Origin of the sequence: Morganella sp. TYF_1 (assembly GCF_043105645.1) — a bacterium.
Classification (GTDB): domain Bacteria; phylum Pseudomonadota; class Gammaproteobacteria; order Enterobacterales; family Enterobacteriaceae; genus Morganella; species Morganella morganii_B.
On record NZ_JBICLU010000017.1, the window covers coordinates 200,241 to 223,437 of the forward strand.

The 23,197-nt window shown below is 51.0% G+C and carries 24 protein-coding genes and 1 pseudogene; 12 read left to right on the forward strand and 13 right to left on the reverse strand.

Translation table 11 applies throughout. The annotated features are described in order from the left end of the window. Positions 1 to 23: 23 nt before the first annotated feature. Positions 24 to 1,691: a M16 family metallopeptidase gene (locus tag ACF8OF_RS09115; RefSeq protein ID WP_392496400.1), complete on the forward strand. Its 1,668-nt coding sequence runs from the start codon at positions 24 to 26 to the stop codon at positions 1,689 to 1,691. A 55-nt stretch (positions 1,692 to 1,746) separates the two neighbouring features. Here the strand turns inward: ACF8OF_RS09115 and ACF8OF_RS09120 are convergent, their stop codons facing one another. The 3 genes from ACF8OF_RS09120 to yhjD form a co-directional block, all read right to left on the reverse strand. Beyond that, positions 1,747 to 2,775, reverse strand: coding sequence for a serine hydrolase domain-containing protein (locus ACF8OF_RS09120; protein ID WP_392496401.1), 1,029 nt, complete (start codon positions 2,773 to 2,775; stop codon positions 1,747 to 1,749). A 2-nt stretch (positions 2,776 to 2,777) separates the two neighbouring features. Then, a complete protein-coding gene (locus ACF8OF_RS09125; RefSeq protein WP_279799481.1) occupies positions 2,778 to 2,984 on the reverse strand; it encodes a 4-oxalocrotonate tautomerase family protein in 207 nt (68 codons plus the stop codon). Positions 2,985 to 3,090: 106 nt separating this feature from the next. Beyond that, positions 3,091 to 4,083, reverse strand: a complete 993-nt coding sequence (yhjD, locus tag ACF8OF_RS09130; RefSeq protein ID WP_392496402.1) for an inner membrane protein YhjD — start codon at positions 4,081 to 4,083, stop codon at positions 3,091 to 3,093. A gap of 192 nt (positions 4,084 to 4,275) precedes the next feature. Here yhjD and ACF8OF_RS09135 point away from each other — a divergent pair, with 192 nt between their 5' ends. Continuing rightward, positions 4,276 to 4,725, forward strand: coding sequence for a putative T6SS immunity periplasmic lipoprotein (locus ACF8OF_RS09135; protein ID WP_392496403.1), 450 nt, complete (start codon positions 4,276 to 4,278; stop codon positions 4,723 to 4,725). A 45-nt stretch (positions 4,726 to 4,770) separates the two neighbouring features. Here ACF8OF_RS09135 and ACF8OF_RS09140 read toward each other — a convergent pair whose 3' ends face one another. Then, positions 4,771 to 5,160, reverse strand: coding sequence for a DUF1090 domain-containing protein (locus ACF8OF_RS09140; RefSeq protein WP_262859572.1), 390 nt, complete (start codon positions 5,158 to 5,160; stop codon positions 4,771 to 4,773). Positions 5,161 to 5,349: 189 nt separating this feature from the next. Between ACF8OF_RS09140 and ACF8OF_RS09145 the strand changes: the two genes are divergently transcribed. Beyond that, a complete protein-coding gene (locus tag ACF8OF_RS09145) occupies positions 5,350 to 6,192 on the forward strand; it encodes a 23S rRNA (adenine(2030)-N(6))-methyltransferase RlmJ (RefSeq protein ID WP_262859571.1) in 843 nt (280 codons plus the stop codon). 69 nt (positions 6,193 to 6,261) lie between these two features. Next, positions 6,262 to 7,614, forward strand: coding sequence for a glutathione-disulfide reductase (gorA, locus tag ACF8OF_RS09150; RefSeq protein WP_392496404.1), 1,353 nt, complete (start codon positions 6,262 to 6,264; stop codon positions 7,612 to 7,614). A gap of 162 nt (positions 7,615 to 7,776) precedes the next feature. On the opposite strand, the gene ACF8OF_RS09155 is transcribed toward gorA, so the two are convergent. The 5 genes and pseudogenes from ACF8OF_RS09155 to mobA form a co-directional block, all read right to left on the reverse strand. Continuing rightward, positions 7,777 to 8,178: a GNAT family N-acetyltransferase gene (locus ACF8OF_RS09155; RefSeq protein ID WP_392496405.1), complete on the reverse strand. Its 402-nt coding sequence runs from the start codon at positions 8,176 to 8,178 to the stop codon at positions 7,777 to 7,779. Further along, entirely contained in the window at positions 8,175 to 8,696 is a 522-nt protein-coding gene (gene idi, locus ACF8OF_RS09160) for an isopentenyl-diphosphate Delta-isomerase (RefSeq protein ID WP_392496406.1), read from the reverse strand. Before idi ends, ACF8OF_RS09155 begins: the two co-directional genes overlap by 4 nt. Positions 8,697 to 8,823: 127 nt before the next feature. Then, entirely contained in the window at positions 8,824 to 9,126 is a 303-nt protein-coding gene (locus ACF8OF_RS09165) for an HdeA/HdeB family chaperone (RefSeq protein WP_004240743.1), read from the reverse strand. A gap of 209 nt (positions 9,127 to 9,335) precedes the next feature. Continuing rightward, entirely contained in the window at positions 9,336 to 9,854 is a 519-nt protein-coding gene (gene mobB, locus ACF8OF_RS09170; protein ID WP_279799533.1) for a molybdopterin-guanine dinucleotide biosynthesis protein MobB, read from the reverse strand. 36 nt (positions 9,855 to 9,890) lie between these two features. Further along, positions 9,891 to 10,433: pseudogene (mobA, locus tag ACF8OF_RS09175) on the reverse strand (molybdenum cofactor guanylyltransferase MobA); the annotation flags it as partial. A 220-nt stretch (positions 10,434 to 10,653) separates the two neighbouring features. Here mobA and ACF8OF_RS09180 point away from each other — a divergent pair. The 4 genes from ACF8OF_RS09180 to polA all read left to right on the forward strand — a co-directional run bounded on the left by ACF8OF_RS09180 (position 10,654) and on the right by polA (position 15,697). Continuing rightward, a complete protein-coding gene (locus tag ACF8OF_RS09180) occupies positions 10,654 to 10,923 on the forward strand; it encodes a YihD family protein (protein ID WP_025151496.1) in 270 nt (89 codons plus the stop codon). Next, positions 10,923 to 11,918 carry a serine/threonine protein kinase gene (locus tag ACF8OF_RS09185; RefSeq protein WP_274371063.1) on the forward strand — a complete coding sequence of 332 codons (996 nt, stop codon included), beginning with the start codon at positions 10,923 to 10,925 and terminating at the stop codon, positions 11,916 to 11,918. Before ACF8OF_RS09180 ends, ACF8OF_RS09185 begins: the two co-directional genes overlap by 1 nt. 18 nt (positions 11,919 to 11,936) lie before the next feature. Then, on the forward strand, positions 11,937 to 12,560 hold the full coding sequence (gene dsbA / locus ACF8OF_RS09190; protein ID WP_025151494.1) for a thiol:disulfide interchange protein DsbA: 624 nt from the start codon (positions 11,937 to 11,939) through the stop codon (positions 12,558 to 12,560). A 344-nt stretch (positions 12,561 to 12,904) separates the two neighbouring features. Continuing rightward, positions 12,905 to 15,697 (forward strand): DNA polymerase I, encoded by a 2,793-nt coding sequence (polA, locus tag ACF8OF_RS09195; protein WP_392496407.1) that lies wholly within the window; start codon positions 12,905 to 12,907, stop codon positions 15,695 to 15,697. A gap of 258 nt (positions 15,698 to 15,955) precedes the next feature. Here polA and def read toward each other — a convergent pair whose 3' ends face one another. Together def and yihA are read right to left on the reverse strand one after the other, a co-directional pair. Further along, positions 15,956 to 16,468, reverse strand: a complete 513-nt coding sequence (gene def, locus ACF8OF_RS09200) for a peptide deformylase (RefSeq protein WP_262859565.1) — start codon at positions 16,466 to 16,468, stop codon at positions 15,956 to 15,958. Between the two features lie 449 nt (positions 16,469 to 16,917). After that, positions 16,918 to 17,541, reverse strand: a complete 624-nt coding sequence (gene yihA / locus ACF8OF_RS09205) for a ribosome biogenesis GTP-binding protein YihA/YsxC (protein ID WP_025154782.1) — start codon at positions 17,539 to 17,541, stop codon at positions 16,918 to 16,920. 553 nt (positions 17,542 to 18,094) lie between these two features. Here yihA and ppiA point away from each other — a divergent pair. From ppiA to ACF8OF_RS09220, 3 genes are all read left to right on the forward strand, one after another. Next, on the forward strand, positions 18,095 to 18,661 hold the full coding sequence (ppiA, locus tag ACF8OF_RS09210) for a peptidylprolyl isomerase A (protein WP_025154783.1): 567 nt from the start codon (positions 18,095 to 18,097) through the stop codon (positions 18,659 to 18,661). A gap of 266 nt (positions 18,662 to 18,927) precedes the next feature. Beyond that, positions 18,928 to 19,503, forward strand: a complete 576-nt coding sequence (locus tag ACF8OF_RS09215) for an aminodeoxychorismate synthase component II (protein ID WP_004236520.1) — start codon at positions 18,928 to 18,930, stop codon at positions 19,501 to 19,503. A 112-nt stretch (positions 19,504 to 19,615) separates the two neighbouring features. Beyond that, positions 19,616 to 20,836: an aspartate aminotransferase family protein gene (locus ACF8OF_RS09220; protein WP_262883837.1), complete on the forward strand. Its 1,221-nt coding sequence runs from the start codon at positions 19,616 to 19,618 to the stop codon at positions 20,834 to 20,836. A gap of 68 nt (positions 20,837 to 20,904) precedes the next feature. On the opposite strand, the gene crp is transcribed toward ACF8OF_RS09220, so the two are convergent. After that, positions 20,905 to 21,537 carry a cAMP-activated global transcriptional regulator CRP gene (gene crp, locus ACF8OF_RS09225; protein ID WP_004240730.1) on the reverse strand — a complete coding sequence of 211 codons (633 nt, stop codon included), beginning with the start codon at positions 21,535 to 21,537 and terminating at the stop codon, positions 20,905 to 20,907. A gap of 303 nt (positions 21,538 to 21,840) precedes the next feature. On the opposite strand from crp, the gene ACF8OF_RS09230 reads away from it, so the two are divergent. Further along, positions 21,841 to 22,248, forward strand: a complete 408-nt coding sequence (locus tag ACF8OF_RS09230) for an OsmC family protein (RefSeq protein WP_025154785.1) — start codon at positions 21,841 to 21,843, stop codon at positions 22,246 to 22,248. A gap of 63 nt (positions 22,249 to 22,311) precedes the next feature. Here ACF8OF_RS09230 and ACF8OF_RS09235 read toward each other — a convergent pair whose 3' ends face one another. Continuing rightward, positions 22,312 to 23,187 carry a phosphoribulokinase gene (locus ACF8OF_RS09235; protein ID WP_025154786.1) on the reverse strand — a complete coding sequence of 292 codons (876 nt, stop codon included), beginning with the start codon at positions 23,185 to 23,187 and terminating at the stop codon, positions 22,312 to 22,314. Between the last annotated feature and the right edge of the window lie 10 nt (positions 23,188 to 23,197).

The window sequence follows — 23,197 nt, forward strand, 5'->3', positions numbered from 1 at the left end:
GATTCATATTAAAAGAGGTCAGCATGCAACGCTCTTATTTACGTGTTTTACTCGGTGGCGTCCTGATTGCCGTCACATCTCAGTTACACGCAGAAGCATTACAGCCGGACCCGGCATGGCAGCAGGGTAAACTGGCAAACGGATTCAGCTGGCAGCTGCTTCAGACGCCGCAGCGCCCGAATGACCGCATACAGATGCGCCTTTCTGTTCAGACCGGTTCCATGATGGAAAAACCGGCTGAAAAAGGGTTTGCTTATCTCATCCCGAAAGTGGTGATGTTCAACAGCCAGAGTCTGAACACACAGCAGTTATCGAACCTGCTGCGTAACGGGATAAACCCGGACATGCCGCTGCCGCCGGCCATTGTTTCCTATGATTTCACACTCTATAACCTGAGCCTGCCGAATAATAATCCGGAGGTGCTGAAAGCGGCACTGAGCTGGATGGCGGATGTCTCAGGTCATGGTATTTTTAATCAGGAAACCGTTGCGGCTGCGCTGGCTGCGCCGGACTCTCCGATCGCCACCTATCCGCCGGATATCAATGATCCTATCTGGCGTGCCCGGATAAAAGGCACCACCCTCCAGGGGTTTGACCCGGTACCGCCGCCTGCGGGCAAAATTGATGTTGAGGCACTGAACAGTTTCTATCAGCGCTGGTACACGCCGGATATGGCAACACTGTATGTTGCCGGCCCGGTTGATAAGCGTGCGCTGGAAGATGCCATCAGCAAAGCATTCGGTTCCCAGGAAGGTAAACGCCAGACACCGGTCAGTGTTGCCACTCTGCCGCCGATGAAACCGCGCTCAGTTCATGCGGTGAATGAAAATCAGAAAGACGATATGCTGGCGCTGGTCTGGGATCTGAACTGGTCTTCCGTTAAAGATTCGGATGCACTGAACCGCTACTGGTTAAATGATCTCGCCCGTGAAGCCCTTTTCGGCGCATTACAGCAGGGCATCGGCAAGAAAAATGAAAAGTTCATGGCAATGAATATGGACTGCCGGATGCAGTATCAGCGCGCCAGCTGTATGCTCAGTCTGCGGGCACCGAATGAAAAAATGCCGGTGATTGTCTCTGAGCTGGCCGGTGAACTGGCTGTGCTGAAAGAAAAAGGGATTTCCGCTGAGAACTTTGATGCCCTGATTGCCATGAAACAGGCTCAGCTTCAGCAGCTGTTTGCTATCTATGCCCGTACCACCACCGATATCCTGATCAACCAGCGTCTGATGTCCCAGCAGAGCAATATCATCGATATTCCGCCGGAGCAGTACCAGCGTCTGCGTCAGGCATTCCTGAACAACCTGACACCGGATGTGCTGAACGCAGAAATTCATGCGATTTTAGAGCAGGATACCGCATTCTTCTTTACTCAGCCGAAAGGTGAGACAGAAATGAATGTGGATCAGCTGCGCGCGCAGTTCGATAAGATAATGCATCCGGAGAAAGCGGTTGCTGCGGCAGAGAAACGGGCGGCAGATGCGGAATCTGCGGAGAAAGCGGCTGCGGAAAAAGCAGCGGCAGAAAAAGCCGCCGCAGAGCAGGTCAAAGCCCCGGTGGTAACCCCGGAAGCCGCAGAGCCGTCACAGGACGTGAAACCGGCAGCACCGGCGCCGGATAAAAAAGGCGGACAAAACGGTAACAGCGAACCACCGGCGGCAGATAATAACACCGACGGTGTCAGTGCCTGATTTTGGGTAACAGCATGAAATAAAAAGGGTATCTGGAAGATACCCTTTTTATTGGTTAGTTATCGTCCTGACATAAGCTGCTTTCCAGCAGATTCATCAGCCATGGACGGGTATCACGGTTATTCACAAATCCCGCCGCCGCAATTTTTTTCTGCGGGTGATAATAAGCTGCGGTTCCCCAGAATCCAAGGTGATACCAGAGCGCCTGTCCGTTCCGCTCTGTCACCATCACCCCGCAGCGGTAATCTTCCGCGCCGTCATGGCTGCCCGGTTGCAGCATGGTTGCAAGGGTTTCCGGCTTGTCAAAAATACGTCCTTCAAACAGATTCGCCATAAACACCGCCAGGGCATTTACCGACATAATTAACCCGCCGCCACCCCAAAGATCCATCGTCGGGCTGATAGTATCCCCGTCAATATTGCCGAGATACTGGTGTGCCCGTGGCGGAAGACCCGCCGGTACCGGTTCTTCCAGCTCCCAGTAAGCGGATTCCATACCCGGGGCATCAAAGCGCAGCAACTGCCGGACTGCCTGTGCCAGAGACAGTTGCGTGATCCTTTCAATGATATCGCCCAGCAGCAGGTATCCGGTATCGGAATAGAAGTAGCAGAGGCCCGGTTTCATCAGCGGATAGCCCCGGCTGACATACAGGCGGATCTGCTCATCCCGTGTCCAGAGATGGCCCGGGTCCGCGAGCACATCACGGATATACTTCTCATCGGCATGATCATACAGCCCGCTGCTGTGACTGAGCAGATGCTGCACCGTGATGGCATTCAGATCATAACCTGCCTCTGTCAGCCAGCGGACATACTGCGGGGAGAGCAGCGGTGCGACCGGTGAACTGAGACTGAGTTTCTGCTGTTCATACAGGCGCAGCACGGCCGCCGCGGTGAACGTCTTGGTGTTACTGGCGATCCGCACCGGGGTATCCGGGGTAACCGGTGTACTGTCGCTTCTGCTCAGGCCGCCGTGTGCGGCACCGTCCGGCAGATCACACCCTTCACCGGTGAAACAGAACGCCGTGGCAAAACCTGCCGGCTGAACATCCTGCAGCAGGGCAGACAAATTCCGCGCGGGCATCGTTATTGCTTCGCATCAGCGCGCAGTTTCGTCACGCTCTGCCCGCCGACACCCCAGTTATCGGTTTCCACCTCATCAATAATCACAAACGTTGAAGCCGGATTTTTCCCCAGCACATCAACGAGTAACTGCGTGGCACCTTCAATCAGTTTTTGTTTTTGTTCTGCGGTCGCACCCTCTTTGGTGATGCGGATATTGATGAATGGCATAGAGGCTCCTGATGATGTGGTTGTCTGCAACTGTCTGAATATCAGCCGGTAACGGTTAAGTATCCGTTACACTGACTGATATTCATACCATATTGCAGCCAAAATCTCAGGCGGTTTTATTTTTTTGGATGTCAGTCGCAATCCAGGCGGCAGAAAAGAGGATCAGCCGTGCGAAGAAATAGAAAAAGGCCATCAGGCCGATAACCGAACCAAATGCCGCACCGGACGGGGAAGCCGCCATATTCGGCAGCAGCCAGGTCATGATGGTTTTCAGGATCTCAAAGCCGATCGCAGCCAGCAGTGTGCCTTTCAGCAGTGATTTGCGGCTCAGCTTCATACGCGGCAGGATCCAGAGAATCCAGGTAAACAGCAGGTAGTTGGCGAGGATGGAAATGGTCAGGCCGATCGCTGTCCAGGCGGGACGCAGCCATTCGACCGCATCCAGGCCGAGAAACGCGACTATCCGGGCTTGTGCGGCACCGGCAATGGAGGTCAGGGAAAGGGTGATCACCAGTGCCACCAGCAGGCCGATCAGCGTGAGAAAATCCCGCAGATAGCGCAGAACCATATTCTCTTTGACTTCGATATCCGGCTCCCACTGGTCATGGTACTGCGCACGGATAGCCATCCGCAGATTACCCACCCAGTTCACCCCGGAATAGAGTGCCAGTGCCAGACCGGTTAACCCCACAGTCGCACGCTGGCGGATGGCGGTATCGATACTGCGTTCAATGGTGGCAGCGAGTGTCGGGTCGCTGATACTGTTGGCAACACCGCGGATAAGTTTGGTCAGCAGTTCCGGATTAAAGGCCAGCACATAACCGGCGGCGGCAAAAGAGACCATCAGAATCGGGATCATGGATAAAAACGAGAAATAGGTGATCGCGGCACCGAACGGGCTGCCCATTCTGTCATTAAAGCGGGTGGCTGTGCGGATCAGGTGAGCAATAAACGGGATATCGCGGATATAATTCCCGGTTTTCACACTCCATTTCAGGGCTTTTTTTCCCTGTTTTATTCCTTCATCAAAATTCTTCCGCAGGGGGGTTAATGATGATGTGCTGTTGTCATCTTCCGGTGTGTCATTTTCCCGGGTCATGTATCCTCGCTTGTTCGGAAATTGATTCCGTTTAAGTTTACTACAGGACTCACCGGATGAACAATTCAGGTTTTGATATAACGGCCTTCAGAATTTCCCGATTGATAAACCGGGATAATAATATGTAATTAACCGCACTTATTTCATCTCAGAATAATGAAAATAAATACCATCTTATAAGATGTTCACAATATGAATAATAAATATGTTTTTCCCGGAAATAACCGGCAGAATTACCGATCTCTGCTGATCACGGTTATTCTGCTGCTTATTAGCGGGTGTGTTTATAAACCGGAAGGGCCGTATTTACCGGCAAATGTGGTGGTTGTGTCAAACCATGTGTGTCTGCTTACCCGGCCGGAGGGGGATGAGAGAATTATCCGCCTGGATATTAATGAAATCGGCAGTGAAAATAAACGGCTGTTAACGCATACCTTTACGCCGGCGCAGGCGGCGGTTAGCCGGGAGCGCTGTATTTCAGTGCAGAATTACCCCTTCCGGAGCGGATATTCTTATACTGCGCTGATAACGCTCGGGTCAGACGTTCAGCGCCGCCTGAATATTCATCCCGGAACGCGGAATTTTGAAGTTCGCTTCCGGCTGACGAATTATTTCGGTCAGTTAAGAGCAACGGAGTTTTAATACGGTTTGCCGGTTTCTGTTATCAGAAAACCGGCAGTGGCATGATTACTTCGATAATGCATCCAGTTCTGCCTGCGCTTCTTTTAATTCCGCTTCGGCTTCGGCCAGTTTGCGTTCGCGTTTGGCAATCTTACTGATATCGCCTTTATCAATGGCTTTCTGCAAATCGGCTTTGCGTTCAGCCACTTCCTTTGTCCGATCGCTGACTTCATCACGGGCATCATCCCGAAGACTGTTTGGTGTGCAGTAAGTATTCACATTCTGCAAAGCCCGCTCCAGCCCCTGCACCCGGTGTGTGTTGCCGTGTGCTTTGGCGTAGCTGAGCTGCTCCTGAATTTTACTCTTTTTAATGTCACAGCCATTCTGCGCACTCAGCGCGGAGGTGCTGACCAGTAATGTTGCCAGTGCCAGCACCGTGGTTGTAAAACGTGTCATATTTACCTCGCTATTTATATCAATCGTCATTTTATGACTACTGATAATGACAATGGTTCATTATCACGCCGCACAGATGAGGAAAGGGCATTGGTTCTTTCCTGCCGAAATCAGGTTATACTGAGTGCTTCAATCTGTACTGATATTCTTGTTCCGGGTGGTGTACACCCGACCATCTGAGGCCTTTGTATGCTTAGTTACCGCCACAGCTTTCACGCCGGCAACCATGCGGATGTGTTAAAACACACCGTCCAGAGTCTGATCATTGAATCATTAAAAGAGAAAGACAAACCCTTTTTGTATCTGGATACGCACGCCGGTGCCGGGCGTTATCAGCTCAGTGGTGAGCATGCGGAGCGTACCGGGGAGTACCTGGAAGGGATCGCCCGCATCTGGGCGCAGGAATCGGTGCCGGAAGAACTGAAAACGTATCTTGAGGCCGTCAGTGCACTGAATCCGCGCGGTGATCTGCGTTTTTATCCGGGGTCGCCGCTGATCGCTGCACATTTGCTGCGTGATCACGATAAATTAAATATCAGCGAACTGCACCCGTCTGATTTTCCGCTGCTGCGCAATGAATTCAGCCGCGATAACCGTGCCCGTGTGGTACGGGAAGATGGCTATCAGCAACTGAAATCACAGTTACCGCCGTCATCCCGGCGCGGATTTGTACTGATTGACCCGCCGTATGAACTGAAAAGTGATTATCAGGCCGTGGTGAAAGGGATTCAGGAAGGTCACCGCCGCTTTGCAACCGGGACTTATGCGGTCTGGTATCCGGTGGTGCTGCGCCAGCAGATCAAACGGATGGTAAAAGATTTTCAGGCAACCGGGATCCGCAAAATTCTGCAAATCGAACTGGCGGTACGCCCTGACAGTGATCAGCGCGGTATGACCGCATCCGGTATGATTGTGATTAATCCGCCGTGGAAGCTGGAATCGCAGATGAAATCCGTGCTGCCGTGGCTGCATAACGTGCTGGTACCGGAAGGTACAGGGCATACACTGGTTGACTGGATCACACCGGAATAATTCGTTTCCGCTGCGGGCATGACGGCAGCGGGTGTTTATGTATTGACTGATAAATGGAACGAGCCAACTATGAGCAAACATTACGATTATATTGCAATCGGCGGCGGCAGTGCCGGTATTGCGTCTGTAAACCGGGCAGCAATGTACGGGCAGAAATGTGCCCTGATTGAAGCAAAAGCGCTCGGCGGCACGTGTGTTAACGTCGGTTGTGTCCCGAAAAAAGTGATGTGGTACGGTGCGCAGATTGCGGAAGCTATCCGCCAGTACGGCCCGGATTACGGGTTTGATACCACCATCAACCATTTCAGCTGGGACAAACTGCTGGAAAGCCGTTCTGCGTATATTGATCGTATTCACCAGTCTTATGAGCGCGTTCTCGGTAATAATAAAGTGGATGTGATCACCGGGTTTGCCCGTTTTAAAGATGCACATACCGTGGAAGTGAACGGTGAAACGTACACCGCGGATCATATCCTGATCGCCACCGGCGGCCGTCCGGTTCCGCCATCCATCCCGGGCGCGGAATACGGCATTGATTCTGATGGTTTCTTCGCACTGAAAGCGTTGCCGTCACGTGTGGCGGTGGTCGGTGCTGGGTATATCGCCGTGGAACTGGCCGGGGTGCTGAATGCCCTGGGCAGCGAAACACATCTGTTTGTCCGCAAACATGCTCCACTGCGTAATTTCGACCCGCTGATCACCGAAACGCTGGTTGAAGTGATGAACACTGAAGGGACGTCACTGCACACCAACTCGGTACCGAAAGCAGTTGTGAAAAATGCCGACGGCAGCCTGACCCTGCAACTGGAAAACGGCCACGAACAAACCGTGGATTGCCTGATCTGGGCTATCGGCCGTGAACCGGCAACTGACAATATCAATCTGGATGTGACCGGCGTGAAACTTAACGATCGCGGTTATATTCAGGTGGACAAATACCAGAACACGTCGGTTCCGGGCCTGTATGCGGTGGGTGATAACACCGGTGCTGTTGAACTGACCCCGGTTGCGGTTGCCGCAGGCCGCCGTCTCTCTGAGCGCCTGTTTAACAACAAGCCGGACGAGCACCTGGATTACACCAACATCCCGACCGTTGTCTTCAGCCACCCGGCGATCGGTACTGTGGGTCTGACCGAACCACAGGCGATTGAGCAGTACGGCGCGGACAATGTGAAATGCTACAAGTCCTCTTTCACCGCCATGTATACCGCGGTCACCAGCCACCGCCAGCCATGCAAAATGAAACTGGTGTGTGCGGGTAAAGACGAAAAAATCGTCGGTATCCACGGCATCGGCTACGGTATGGACGAAATCCTGCAGGGCTTTGCGGTCGCACTGAAAATGGGCGCCACCAAGAAAGATTTCGATAACACCGTGGCCATCCACCCGACAGCAGCGGAAGAGTTTGTGACAATGCGCTGATGGCACATTAATTGATACTGATGTCTGCAAAGCAGGCCGTGACGATGTCCGGCCTGCTTTCTTTTTACGTAATGACAATGACACTACGCAGGGCCATGTTAAAGAGGATGTAGTACTGTTTCCGGAGGAGGATATGACGAAACTATTCTGAATAGCTGACGGTCACCCGAACTTCTTCGACATTCCCTCTGATGCCGGGCTGACCGATTTCCAGCCGAGTTTTTCATAGAAACCGGGTTTATCCGCGATCATCGAGACATAGGAACCTTCGAGTGTGGCGGATGCAAGATAGCCATCGATGCAGTTCATAACCCGACGGCCGAGCCCCGCGCCCTGATATGCCGGATCAACGGCGACATCAACCACCTCAAAATTACAGGCACCGTCACCGACCACGCGCCCCATGGCGATAAGCGTTCCGTCATCCCGGATAGTCACGATATATAAACTGTTGGGCAGCCCGATCTCAGCGGCTTTCAGTGATTTTGCCGATAATCCGGCCTTAATGCGCAGGGTGCAATACTCCTGTGCGGAAGGCGCACGTTCTTCAGTAATCAGTGTCATGATGTTGTTATCTGTAATAAGGGGGACTTTTTGGCAATGACGTTAAACCATTCGGCAAAATGTTGCGGATGATCATGCATCTCTTTTTTCAGGTCAGTGAGTGGTATCCAGCGCACGGCAGCGACTTCCTGCGGGTTCAGGGAAAACGGGCCGTTATAGTGACCGGTAAACAGGTGGTCATACTCATGTTCAATGAGTGACGGCGGAACATCCGCCCGGTAAATGATATGACCGGCAGACTGTAAAGGGCAGGTGATCCCCAGCTCTTCCTGCAGACGGCGCTGTGTTGCCTGTTCCAGCGATTCACCGCGACGGGGATGACTGCAGCAGCTGTTGGCCCACAATCCGCCGGAATGGTATTTGCTGAGTGCGCGCTGCTGGATCAGCAGTTCACCCGCATCATTAAACAGGAACACAGAAAATGCACGGTGGAGTAATCCGAGCTGATGAACGCGGAGTTTTTCGTCATACCCGAGGGCATTATCATGTTCATCGACCAGAATCAGTTCGTCACTCATTATATCTTTTATCCGGTAAAGCGGCTGAAAGATATACTGTAGCAAATATGCAGCGGAAAGTTTGCCGGAATAATGGCATAAAAACGCCGGAATATATCTCCGGCGCTTCATTATTTATTCGGGGGGATTATTTATTGCGGGCAGCCAGGTAATCCTGGAGTGTACCTTCCGGGAATTTTTTACAGAATTCAACGATTTTTGGCGCTTCTGCAATCCCTTTTTCTGACAGTGCCACAAAGTCACCGCCCGGATATTGTGTGTCTTTACTGATCACCCACAGGGCAACCGGTGCCCAGCTTTGCGGATTCAGATTCACGAACTCTTTACAGGTCATTTTATCGGGTACCTGAATATCAGCAGGTTCAGCGAGAGCCACTGAGGAAAATGCACTTGCAGCAACCAGACACGCGGTGACGAAATACTTTTTCATGATAAATAAACCTCGTTTTTTGTTTCAGAAAATACAATAAACACGTTTTCAGAATAGATTAAATAACGTCATATTCAATATTTCTCTGTTTTTAAAACGTAAATAATGATATTAACCGGTTTTTTCAGGATAAAAAGTATGAGTATCCCGGTGAGACTCATATCGGGCCGGGTAACATGATTTTATACCAGTCCCGATATGAGTGACGGTTACGGATTATTTTCCAGCCAGCGGATAATAAAGTCGCGGATGGCAGTGATATTGTTGATATCCAGCTGCGGAACCGTGACATCCTGCCGTGGTTTATCTGACGCAAATGCAATAACAAATTCATCCAGCAGTGTCTGGTACGGGCGGTCAGTCACATCACGAAACAGGGCAATTTTCGCTACGGATTCACCCTTGAACCCTTCCACCAGGATAAGATCCAGCTCCCGTGTATCAAAGCGGTCAGCCAGCTGCATCAGATCCGGCTCCGCACCGCCCGGGGTTTCTGTCATCAGCGCAAACCGCTCCTGACTGACTACCAGCGTCTGATAAGCGCCCGCTTTGCGCAGCTCATAGCTGTCTTTTCCCGGGGTATCGACATCCATATCATGATGCGTGTGTTTGACCAGCCCTATGCGCAACCCGCTTTCCCGCAGTTGCGGGATCAGCTTTTTCAGCAGGGTGGTTTTACCGGTGCCGCTGTAAGCAGTGACCGCCAGCAGGGGCACCTGATGCGGCAGCCGGTGCTGCTTTTCCCATTCCCGGCACTCCGCAAGGGTATTGAGATTAATAAAATCACCGGAATTTGCATCAAATGTGACGGCTTTTGCACCGATGTTATCCATAAACAGCAGAAGTTTGCGATCGCCGCCGGTGAGGTATTCTCTGAGCGGGGTGATCAATGAGCGGTGACACAGCGCGAAGGCAGGATGCGCCCGCTGGTGATCACAGGCATAAGCGCACAGGGCATCCCCTTTCTGCTGCCAGAGTTTTTCCGCCAGATCCGCCGGGAACTGCGGCACATCACACGGCACAAACAGCACCCAGTCGTGCAGGGCGTTTTCAAGACCGGTCAGCATCCCGGCAAGCGGGCCGGGAAAATCCGGTAATGTATCGGCGACCACCCGCAGGCCGGTGGCGTGATAATCCCGCGCATTGCGGTTAGCATTGATAAAAATGTCATCTGTCTGCGGAGCGAGCAGCTTTACACTGTGCTGATAAAGCGGGATCCCGCCCAGTAATACCAGGCCTTTATCCTGTCCCTGCATCCGGGTGGCCCGTCCGCCGGCAAGAATACAGCCGCTGAGTTGCATCATCATTTTCAGTTTCTCTGACAATCTCTGATAAATATTCTGAACTTATCTTAACAAGGATTCCGGTATAGTGAGCGCGAATATCAATGCAATGGTCGTTATAATCACGGATAATACGCCGCAGTTATTACAGCCTGCCAATATTTACGCATCCTGACAGTCCTGTTCTTTCCGGAGCGGCGGATAATTGGTAATGTGTTACGATCTTGCTTATAAGGAATTTATTATGAAATGTCATCGTCTTAATGAGGTTATTGAACTTCTGCACCCTGTCTGGCAGCAACACTCTGATCTGAATCTGATGCAGATGTTACAGAAACTGGCTGACGAAGCCGGGTTTGAGGGTGAATTATCTGACCTGACTGATGATATTCTTATTTATCACCTGAAAATGCGCGGCTCAGAGGCAACAGACGCCATTCCGGGTCTGAAAAAAGATTACGAAGACGATTTTAAAACCGCCCTGTTACGTGCACGCGGCATCATCAAAGAGTAATGCAGACGACAACTCCGCCGGTTTTCACTTTTCAGGATTTCCGGCCCGACCGTCTGATCGACAGCCTCAGCCGTTACGGTATCTGGCTGGATTCCGGTCTGACAGAGCTGAACAGCTATGAAAACCGCGTATATCAGTTTACGGATGAAAACCGTACCCGTTATGTGGTGAAATTTTATCGCCCGGCACGCTGGGATGAGGCGCAGATCCGCGAGGAGCACGACCTGACCCTGACACTGGCTCAGGCCGGGCTGCCGGTCGCGGCACCGCTGGCCTTTGACGGTGACACACTGCTGTCACAGGACGGTTATTTGTTCGCGCTGTTCCCGTCGATCGGCGGACGGGCGTATGAAACCGATAACCTTGATCAGCTGGAAAGCACCGGGCGGCTGCTCGGACGGCTGCACCAGATAAGCCGGGAACGCTGTTTTGAGCACCGGCCGGCGATCGGACTGCAGGAATATCTGCTGACACCGCGTGAAATCCTCGCGCAGTGTCCGCTGATCCCGCAGGCGCGTCGTGACAGCTTTATCGCTACACTGGATACCCTGATCCGTGAGACAGCTGCCCGCTGGCACGACGACTGGCATGCCATCCGTCTGCACGGGGATTGTCATCCGGGTAATATTTTATGGCGTGATGAACCGTGGCTGGTGGATTTCGATGATGCCCGCAACGGCCCGGCGGTGCAGGATTTGTGGATGCTGCTCAGCGGGGATACCGATTCGCGCCGTTATCAGCTCGACATTCTGCTCGATGCCTATCAGGAGTTTTGTGACTTCGATACGCGGGAGCTGGCACTGATTGAACCGCTGCGCGCCATGCGTATGGTTCATTTTTTATCCTGGGTGGCACGCCGCTGGCAGGATCCCGCTTTTCCTAAAGCTTTTCCATGGATGGCGGAAAGTGATTTCTGGTCACAGCAGCAATCACTGATGACGGAACAGACAGCCGTACTGGCGGAGCCTCCGCTGACGCGCTTTCTGCCTTATTGATTTTCAGGAGAGATAAAGATGAAGAAACTTTGGTTAGCGCTGATTGGATTTGCGATGTCTTTCAGTGTGTTTGCAAACCCGGTATCCGGAAAAGAGTACACCGAACTGAGTACACCGGTCACAAATCAGCCTGACGTGGTGGAGTTTTTCTCCTTCTACTGTCCGCACTGCTATCAGTTTGAAGAAAACTTCAAAGTACCGGAATCCATCAGCAAAAATCTGCCGGAAGGGGCCAAACATGAACGTTATCATGTTGATTTCCTCGGCGGCCCGATGGGTCCTGAAATGACCAAAGCGTGGTCTGTGGCTATGGCGATGGGGGTTGAGGACAAAGTGACGCCGATCCTGTTTGAAGGCATTCAGAAAACCGGCACCATTAAAACACCTGCCGATGTCCGTGACGCCTTTATCAAAGCGGGTGTGACCGGTGAGGATTATGATTCTGCCGCTAACAGCATCTTTGTGAAATCCCTGATTGCCAAGCAGCAGAAAGCGGCGGCGGATTACAAATTACGCGGTGTGCCTGCGGTCTTTGTCAAAGGTAAATACCAGATCAACAATGCCGGTCTGGAAGTCAAAGATGTGAATGAATACGGTAAAGCGTTCTCTGATACGGTCAATTATCTGATTAAGCAAAACTGATCTCAGAATTTGTATCTCCGGAAGCAATGGCGGTAACGCCATTGCTTTTTTACTATCCACATTAATCAAGTGATTACAACGGCAGATTATCTTGCGGTATTCGTTTATAACCTATTGATTTTTTTGAATGAGATTCGGGTATATCGCGCTGCAGACAGTGATTTACATAGGGTTCATAAATTTACCCACAAAGTTATCCACAGCTTGTTATTTTTTATTTTCCCGCGATACCCGTCCTGTTCTGAGTGCGGGAAGATTAACGGCTGAGGCCGATAATAGTCGTCTGATGCCGCAGTCTGTGGCATGCTACCCGCAAGAATCCCTTTAATACTGTGAAGGCAATTATGGCTCAGATTGCAGACAACCCTTTGATTTTAGTCGATGGTTCATCGTACCTCTATCGTGCTTACCACGCATTCCCCCCGCTGACCAACAGCGCCGGACAACCGACCGGTGCCATGTACGGCGTGCTGAATATGCTGCGCAGCCTGGTGATGCAGTATGAACCCAGCCATGTTGCCGTGGTATTTGATGCCAAAGGTAAAACATTCCGTGATGAATTGTTTGAAGCCTATAAATCACATCGTCCGCCGATGCCGGATGATCTGCGTGAGCAGATAGCACCGCTGCATGACATGGTTATCGCAATGGGGATGCCGTTGTTATCTGTCTCCGGCGTGGAAGCGGATGATGTTATCGGGACACTGGCGAAACAGGCAGCGGCAGAAGGCCGCGCTGTGCTGATCAGTACCGGTGATAAAGATATGGCACAGTTGGTGACGCCGGATATCACCCTGATCAATACCATGAATAACACCATTCTCGGGCCGGAAGAAGTGGAAACCAAATACGGTGTTCCGCCGTCACTGATTATTGATTATCTGGCACTGATGGGCGATTCCTCCGATAACATCCCGGGGGTGCCGGGGGTCGGTGAGAAGACCGCTCAGGCCTTATTGCAGGGATTGGGCAGCCTGGATGATATCTATGCAGATCTGGATAAAATCGCCGGACTGAGCTTCCGTGGTGCAAAAACCCTCGCGCCGAAGATGGAAACCAACAAAGAGATGGCGTACCTCTCTTACACTCTGGCGACCATCAAAACCGATGTGGAGCTCGATCGCACCTGGGATTCCCTGGCATTGTCGGAACCGGATCTGGATAAGCTGCATGCCTTATTCACACAGTATGAATTTAAACGCTGGATAAGTGATCTGGAAAACGGCGGCTGGCTGGCGAAGAAAAGTACCCGCAGCGCGCCGTCAAAAGCCGCGGTAACCGCCGCAGCACAGACCCCGGCAGCACCGGCAGCCACGCCGGACATCAGCAGCGAAAACTATGAAACCATCCTTGATGAAGAGGCGCTGAACCGCTGGGCGGATATCCTGCGTGAAGCCGGTGAGTTTGCGTTTGATACCGAAACTGACAGCCTGGATAATCTCTCTGCGCGTCTGGTCGGGATGTCATTTGCGGCGAAAGCAGGCCATGCGGCGTATGTGCCGATCGGTCATGATTATCTGGATGCACCGGATCAGTTGTTAACCGAGCAGGTGCTGCGGGTGATGAAACCGATTCTTGAAGATGAAAACATCCGTAAAATCGGTCAAAACCTGAAGTTTGATCGCGGGATCATGGAAAATTACGGTGTGGAACTGCGCGGAATCGCCTTTGATACCATGCTGGAATCTTACGTGCTCAACAGTGTCGCCGGGCGTCATGATATGGACAGCCTTGCTGACCGCCATCTGAATTACAAAACCACCACCTTTGAAGATATCGCCGGGAAAGGCAAAAAGCAGTTAACGTTTAATCAGATCCCGCTGGAAGAGGCTGCCAATTATGCGGCGGAAGATGCGGATATCACACTGCTGCTGCATCAGGCGCTGTATCCGCAGCTGGAAGCAGAAAAATCGCTGCTGCATGTCTACCAGGATATCGAAATGCCGCTGGTGCCGGTGCTCTCCCGTATGGAGCGGACAGGGGTTCTGATCGACGCCAATGTGCTGGCTGCTCAATCAGTGGAGCTGACAGCCCGTCTGGATGAACTGGAGAAGCAGGCATTTGTGATTGCCGGAGAGGAGTTCAACCTCTCTTCGCCGAAGCAGTTGCAAACCATTTTGTTTGAAAAACTGAATCTGCCGGTGGTGAAAAAAACCCCGGGTGGCGCACCGTCAACCAATGAGGAAGTGCTGGAGGAGCTGGCGGATAACCATGAACTGCCGCGCGTGATCCTCGAGCACCGCAGCCTCTCCAAACTGAAAACCACCTATACCGATAAACTGCCGCTGATGGTGGATCCGAAAACCCGCCGTGTGCATACCTCGTATCACCAGGCAGTGACCGCGACCGGCCGTCTTTCTTCCCGTGATCCGAACCTGCAGAATATTCCGGTCAGAACCGATGAAGGCCGCCGTATCCGTCAGGCGTTTATTGCCCGTGACGGCTACTGCATTATGGCGGCTGACTATTCACAGATTGAGCTGCGCATCATGGCACATCTGTCACAGGACAAGGGGCTGCTGAAAGCCTTTGCCGAAGGCAAGGATATCCACCGTGCAACCGCCGCAGAAGTGTTTGGTGTGCCGCTTGACGATGTGACGGCAGATCAGCGCCGCAGCGCGAAGGCGATTAATTTCGGTCTGATTTACGGCATGAGCGCCTTTGGTCTGGCACGTCAGCTGGGGATCCCGCGCGGTGAAGCGCAGCGCTATATGGATCTCTATTTTGAGCGCTATCCGGGCGTGCTGGACTATATGGCCCGCACCCGTGAACATGCGGCAGAAAAAGGATACGTGGAAACGCTGGAAGGCCGCCGTCTCTGGTTGCCGGAAATCAATTCCCGTAACGGTATGCGCCGCAAGGCCGCTGAGCGCGAGGCGATCAACGCCCCGATGCAGGGCACCGCAGCGGATATCATCAAAAAAGCGATGATTGCCGTGGATGACTGGCTGCAAAAAGAGAACATCGATGCGCTGATGATTATGCAGGTACACGATGAACTGGTGTTTGAAGTCAGAAAAGAACAGCAGGCAGAGATGGCAGAGAAGATCCGCGGGCTGATGGAAGCCGCGATGAAACTGGATGTGCCGTTAAAAGTGGAAGCGGGGGTAGGCGCCAACTGGGACGAAGCCCACTAAGGCGTCATCCTTCGGCCTGCAGCGGTGTTCGCTGCGCGTCACGAACCGGGTCACATACTGATGTATGCTCCCCGGTTCCTTCTGCTTGCTGCCTTGCTGCAAACCGAATGATTTAGCCTTAGCATCCGGCATCATGTCGGTTGCACTCAGAAATCCGGGTCACATACTGGTGTATGCTCCCCGGATTTCTTCTTTTGCTGCTTTGCCACAGATGAAATCTATAGCGTAAAGGCATTGTGTTCCGGGGGGATTTTCCTGTTATGCGTTTTCTTCCCGCATTTTCAGGGTTTTCTTCACTTTTTTCTCAATACGCTGGCGCTTCAGCGGCGAGAGATGATCGATAAATAACTTGCCGTTAAGGTGGTCGATTTCGTGCTGCAGGCAGCCCGCCTGTAATCCTTCCGCTTCAAGGGTATGTTCTGTACCGTTTATATCCTGATAACGGACAGTGACTGAAGAGTAGCGCTGTGTCTCCGTATAACTCTCCGGCAGGGACAGGCAGCCGTCCATCATCATCATGTCGCCGTCGCACTGAATAAATTCCGGGTTAATCAGCGCCATCGGCTGATCGCGGTTTTCAGAGACATCCACGATAATCACACGCTTACAGACACCGACCTGCGGCGCAGCAAGGCCGATGCCCCGTTCGGCATACATGGTTTCTGTCATATCTGTGACAAATGTTTTCAGTTCGTCATCAAAAACCGTGACGGGTTGGGCTGTTTCCCGCAGGCAGGGATCAGGAAAATGCCGTAATGTCAGTAATGCCATAGCTAACTCACTAATATAAATAAAAATTATGGGGAGACGTACTCCCGGATGCGCTCAGACTATCATAACAGTATGGTGTGAAAACGGCACCATTTGTGCTGTTTTGTTGCTATTTTGTGCGATCAGCCCGGAACTATCTATAGACCCGGATCGCATAAATATGTAATTAAAGTACATTTGAAGGGAATATTACCGTTTTGTGACAAGCTGAATCGTGCTTAATATGAAAAAAAATTACAAAAAAGGTTTTTTTGTCCGTAAATTTGCGGTAAAGTTGTTCGCGTAGGGTACAGAGGTAAGATGTTCTATCTTTCAGACCTTTTACTTCACGTAATCGGATTTAGCTGAATATTAGCTGCTCCGGTCAGATAACGTCTGACCGGAGCATTTTTTTTGCATAAAAAAACCCGCTGTACGCGGGCTTCTTCATGAGCGGATATGTCAGCGGATCATTCTGTGTCGCTTTCGCTGAACCAGGTGTCCAGTTTCAGGCGTAACTTATCAATGCCGATTTTTTTCAGGGCGGAGAAATATTCCACCTGAATATCACCGGTGTCACTCAGGTCTGTCAGTGCATCACGCACCGCCATCAGCTGCTTCTTACGTGCGCCGCTGGCCAGTTTGTCGGCTTTGGTCAGCAGTGCCAGAACCGGCACCTGCATTGCCACTGCCCATTCAATCATCTGCATATCCAGGTCTTTGAGCGGATGGCGGATATCCATCAGCACCACCAGGCCGCGCAGACAGTTGCGCTTTTGCAGATATTCGCCCAGTGCCGCCTGCCATTTACGTTTCATGGCTTCCGGAACTTCAGCGTAACCGTAGCCCGGCAGGTCAACCACGCGGCAGCCGTCAGTGACCTCAAACAGGTTGATAAGCTGGGTACGTCCCGGTGTTTTACTGGTGCGCGCCAGGCTTTTTTGCTGTGTCAGTGCATTCAGCGCACTCGATTTTCCGGCATTGGAGCGACCGGCAAACGCCACTTCGATCCCCGTATCTTCCGGTAAATGGCGGATATCCGGTGCGCTGATGACAAAATGGGTCACTTGGTAGTTGTGCGTTTTAATGGTCAAAATCTGTTCTCCTCAGGTCGAAACCGGGATGATTATAGCCTAATGCCTGTTGTTTAAGAACTGCGGCGGAGAGATTACTGTGCCTGTTTATTCTCAGAACGGGAAAAAGTAATAACAATAACAGGCCGGGGGCAGTAACCGATATAATCCGGAGAAAACAACGTCTTTCCGGTGAAAAAAACGCGGATATTTACCCGCAAAAAGATAAAAAACAGAATGGTTTATTATCTGTTATACAGACAGGTGCTATTTTTTATTTGGTATAAGTTGATTTTTTTATCGGGAAATAAAAATTTTCCATCAAAATCAAAGCAATATTTATATTTACGCATTAAATGCAATAAGGGTACAGCAGAATGGACAGTTACGTCTTATTTTGCTAAATAACGGACTGTGCACAGAATATCATCAGTACAAATACGTGAAAAATTCTTATATTAATTAGTTATCCCGGCGGTAAAGGTAAATTAAAGTAAATCGGTGGCGCTCAGCGTCATTGCCCATTAAAATCGATAAGATTAGTGTCAGTTTATTTCGTTGAAAGGAATTGGGAATGTTAAAACGTGTTTTAGTTACATTTGTGGCAGCCTGTACCCTCAGTGCAACGTCGCTGGCGTTTGCGGCAGAGCAGACGCATGTTAAATTTACCACCACTGCAGGCGATTTTGAAATTGCGCTGGATAATGAAAAAGCGCCGAAAACCGTGGAAAATTTCAAACAGTATGTCACCGATAAATTCTATGACGATACAACATTCCACCGTGTCATCCCGGGCTTTATGGTACAGGGTGGTGGCTTCACGGCGGATATGAATCAGAAACAGACCCGTCCGCCGGTAAAAAATGAAGCGGATAACGGCCTGCGCAACCTGCGCGGCACGATTGCAATGGCGCGTACTGCAGATAAAGACAGCGCAACCAGCCAGTTCTTTATCAATGTGGCGGATAATGCATTCCTCGATCACGGCCAGCGCGATTTCGGCTATGCCGTGTTTGGTAAAGTCGTGAACGGCATGGATGTTGTCGATAAAATCTCAAAAGTGAAGACAGAAAACATCGGTCCGTATCAGAACGTGCCGTCAACACCGATCAAAATTATCTCTGCAACTATCGTAAAATAAACCGTATTTTCGTGCAGATTAAGGGGAATATTTCCGGATATTCCCCGTAAGTGTGTCAAACTCCCTGATAGTCTGAATAAGACGACATCTGCCTCTGCGGCGCCGTGCCGCATTCGGGCTATTTTCTCTGTCCGGCTGTGGTATTATAGCCCGCTTCATGAAACTGTCTGTGCAATCTCCCGGGGTTGCAGGGTATTGTCAACGTGTGCCTGATACAGCAGTTTGAAAATAAAAAAGATAAATATATCAGTCGGATATAGATAATCATGCTATTAATTATCGATAATTATGACTCATTTACTTATAACCTGTATCAATACTTCTGTGAGTTAGGTGCAGATGTACAGGTTAAACGAAATGATGCCGTCAGCCTCAGTGATATTGAGCAATTATCGCCATCTCATCTGGTGATCTCACCGGGTCCCTGCACGCCGTCAGAAGCCGGTATTTCACTGGATGCGGTCAGCCATTTCGCCGGTGAAATCCCGATCCTCGGGGTGTGTCTCGGGCATCAGGCTATCGGCCAGGCATTCGGCGCGCAGGTGGTGAAGGCGCGTAAAGTGATGCACGGTAAAACCACCGCAATCCATCATAACCAGCAGGGTGTGTTCAAAGGGCTGAACCGTCCGCTGACCGTCACCCGCTATCACTCGCTGGTGATTGCCCCGGAAACGCTGCCGGCTTCGTTTGAGGTTACCGCATGGAGCCTGCATGACGGTAATGTGGATGAAATCATGGGGATCCGCCATAAAACGCTGCCGATTGAAGGTGTGCAGTTCCATCCGGAAAGTATTCTCAGTGAGCAGGGGCATGAACTCCTGAATAATTTCCTGAAATACTAATCAGTTATCGCTTATTTTATCCCCGGTTCTGTTTTTTCATTCGTTTTGATTTGATTTTTTATTCATATTTGGTGATTATATTTTCACTTGTGGATAGATCAGGTAAGGAACGATGACAAAACAGAATGCGGTTACGCGCGGCACTTATGATGAAGTAATGCTGCCAATTTATGCACCGGCTGATTTTATTCCTGTCAGAGGACAGGGAAGCCGGGTGTGGGATCAGAATGGCACCGAATATGTTGATTTCGCCGGGGGGATTGCCGTGCTGGCGCTGGGTCATTGTCATCCGGCACTGGTCGCGGCACTGAAAACCCAGAGCGAGTCGCTCTGGCATGTCAGCAATATTTTTACCAATGAACCGGCGCTGACACTGGCGCAGAAGCTGATAAACCACACGTTCGCGGAACGGGTTTTCTTTGCCAACTCCGGCGCGGAGGCGAATGAAGCCGCATTCAAACTGGCGCGCCATTATGCACTGACCCGTCATCATCCTTATAAAACCAAAATTATCGCTTTTCATCACGGTTTTCACGGCCGGACACTCTTTACCGTTTCTGTCGGCGGTCAGCCGAAATATGCCGATGGCTTCGGGCCGAAACCGGCGGATATTATTCATGTGCCTTTTAACGACCTCGATGCTGTCAAAGCGGTGATGGACGATCACACCTGTGCCGTGGTGCTGGAACCCATTCAGGGTGAGGGGGGGATCACGCCTGCCACTCCTGCTTTTATGCAGGGAGTACGTGACCTGTGTGATAAACATCAGGCATTGCTGGTCTTTGATGAAGTGCAAAGCGGGATGGGGCGCAGCGGAAAACTGTTTGCCTATATGGATTATGGCATTGAGCCGGACATCCTGACTACGGCGAAAGCGCTGGGCGGCGGTTTTCCGATCAGTGCCATGCTGACAAAACAGGACATTGCGCAGGTGATGGTGCCCGGTACACACGGCACAACCTATGGCGGTAACCCGCTGGCCTGTGCGGTCGGCAATGCGGCCTTTGATCTGATCAACGACCCGGCACTGCTGGCGGGTGTGAATGAGCGCCATCAGTGGTTTGCGGATGCACTGCAATCCCTGAACAGCACATTTGGCGCGTTTGCGGAGATCCGCGGGAAAGGGCTGCTGATTGGTGCCGAACTGGCAGGTATCTACCGTGATCAATCAAAAACGCTGCTGGGACTGGCGGCTAAAAACGGTCTGATGCTGCTTAACGCCGGGACCAATGTGCTGCGTTTCACGCCATCGCTGATTATTGAAAAAGCCGATGTGGATGAAGGGATGAAACGGCTGGCAAAAACCCTGAATGATTTCCGGGAAATGCAGTAAAACGGCGGAATTCAGAAACAAAAAAACAGGCGCAATTGCGCCTGTTTTGGTGATAAAGGCCGTCCGGATTAACGGGTGCCGTATACCACGATGGTTTTACCGTGTGCGGAGATCAGGTTCTGATCTTCCAGCATTTTCAGAATACGGCCGACGGTTTCGCGGGAACATCCCACAATCTGGCCGATTTCCTGGCGGGTAATTTTGATTTGCATACCGTCCGGATGTGTCATGGCATCCGGTTGTTTTGCCAGGTTGAGTAATGTCTGGGCGATGCGGCCTGTCACATCAAGGAATGCAAGGTTTCCGACCTTTTCTGATGTGGTTTGCAGGCGGCTTGCCATCTGCGCGGAAAGGCGCATAAGGATATCCGGGTTAACCTGGATAAGCTGGCGGAACTTTTTGTACGAGATTTCTGCAACTTCGCAGGCGCTTTTTGCCCGTACCCACGCTGTACGTTCCTGTCCTTCCTCAAATAATCCGAGTTCACCGATGAAATCACCCTGGTTGAGATAGGATAAAATCATCTCTTTGCCTTCTTCATCTTTGATCAGCACCGCAACAGAACCTTTTACAATGTAGTAGAGTGTTTCTGCCTTTTCGCCCTGATGAATAAGCGTGCTTTTGGATGGATATTTGTGGATATGGCAGTGAGACAAAAACCATTCAAGCGTGGGGTCTGTTTGTGGCTTGCCGAGAACCATTCGCGTTATCCTCTGTTGTTAGTTATTGCAAACCGTTGTTTACGCTCTGCAATTATATAAAGTCTTAGCTTATCATATTAACTTGCTGAATTTCCGGCAAGTTAGTTTATTAAAATAGTATAATAATCCTCACGGAAAGATATTGATCTTAGCCATAGATAAATCCTTGCCGTGTTTTTAGCACAGGAAAACCGTCCTGTCTTCCACTGTCTCGCTTCAGCATAATAAACTATGAGAGAGATTGCCAGCCCGTGAATGAAAGGGTAGTCTGTCGTGAATTATATTGATGATGAGGGTATAAAAATGGAAGCGCGTGTAAAGTGGGTTGAGAACATGACTTTCTTAGGGGAATCCGCGTCAGGACACCAGATTACAATGGACGGTAATGCCGGTGAAAAAGCCCCGAACCCGATGGAGATGGTACTGATGGCAACCGGCGGCTGCAGCGCCATTGATGTTGTCTCTATTTTGCAAAAAGGCCGTAATCAAGTCATTGATTGTGATGTAAAACTCACCGCTGAACGTCGTGAAACCGCGCCGCGTTTATTCACTCATATCAATCTGCATTTTATTGTGACCGGCCGTGACCTGACTGAAAATGTTGTCGGACGTGCTGTGCAATTATCCGCTGAGAAATATTGCTCTGTTTCATTAATGTTAGGCGAAAGTGTTAAAATTACACATAGCTTCGACGTAAAAAATATTGAATAATTTTTTGAAATATTATTTTTATTTTTGAACACTAACCGGGTAATACATTATTACCCGGTTTTTTTATCGCTTGTTTATTTGTTTTCCCTGCAATAATTGCTCTGCCAGCGGCGCCATTATTAATTCCATCGCCAGCCCTAATTTTCCGCCGGGCACGACAATGGTATTTGAGGCGGAAATAAAGGAGCCCTGAAGCATGGATAACAAATAGGGGAAATCGATTTTTTTCAGGCCGCGAAAGCGGATCACGGTAAAGCTCTCATCCTGTGACGGAATGGATTTGGCCGAGAACGGGTTGGAGGTATCCACCGTCGGCACCCGCTGGAAATTAATGTGGGTGCGGGAAAACTGCGGGGTGATATAGCGGATGTAATCATCCATCGAACGCACGACCGAATCCATGACCGCTTCCCGTGAATGACCGCGATCGTTCGTGTCACGGACCAGCTTTTGTATCCACTCCAGATTGACTATCGGTACCACACCGACCAGCAAATCCACATGACCGGCAATATTATGTTCCGGCGTGACCACGCCGCCGTGCAATCCCTCATAGAAAAGTACGTCTGTCCCGGCAGGCAGTGCCTCACGCGGGGTGAAGGTGCCGGGCAGCTGGTTATAGGGCACGGCTTCATCATAGGTATGCAGGTATTTGCGGCGCTCGCCGCTGCCGTTTTCGCTGTACTGGCGGAATGTGCTTTCGAGCAGACCAAAATCGTTGGCTTCGGGCCCGAAATAGCTGATATGACGCCCCTGTTCACGGGCCTTACGAATGGCGGCATCCATTTCCGGCCGCGTGTAACGGTGGAAACTGTCACCTTCAATAATGGCGGGAACCGCATCCAGTTGCTGGAAGATCTTACGGAATGCCTGACTGGTGGTCGTGGTACCGGCTCCGCTGGAGCCGGTAACGGCGATAATCGGGTGGGTCCGTGACATGCGGTGTTTC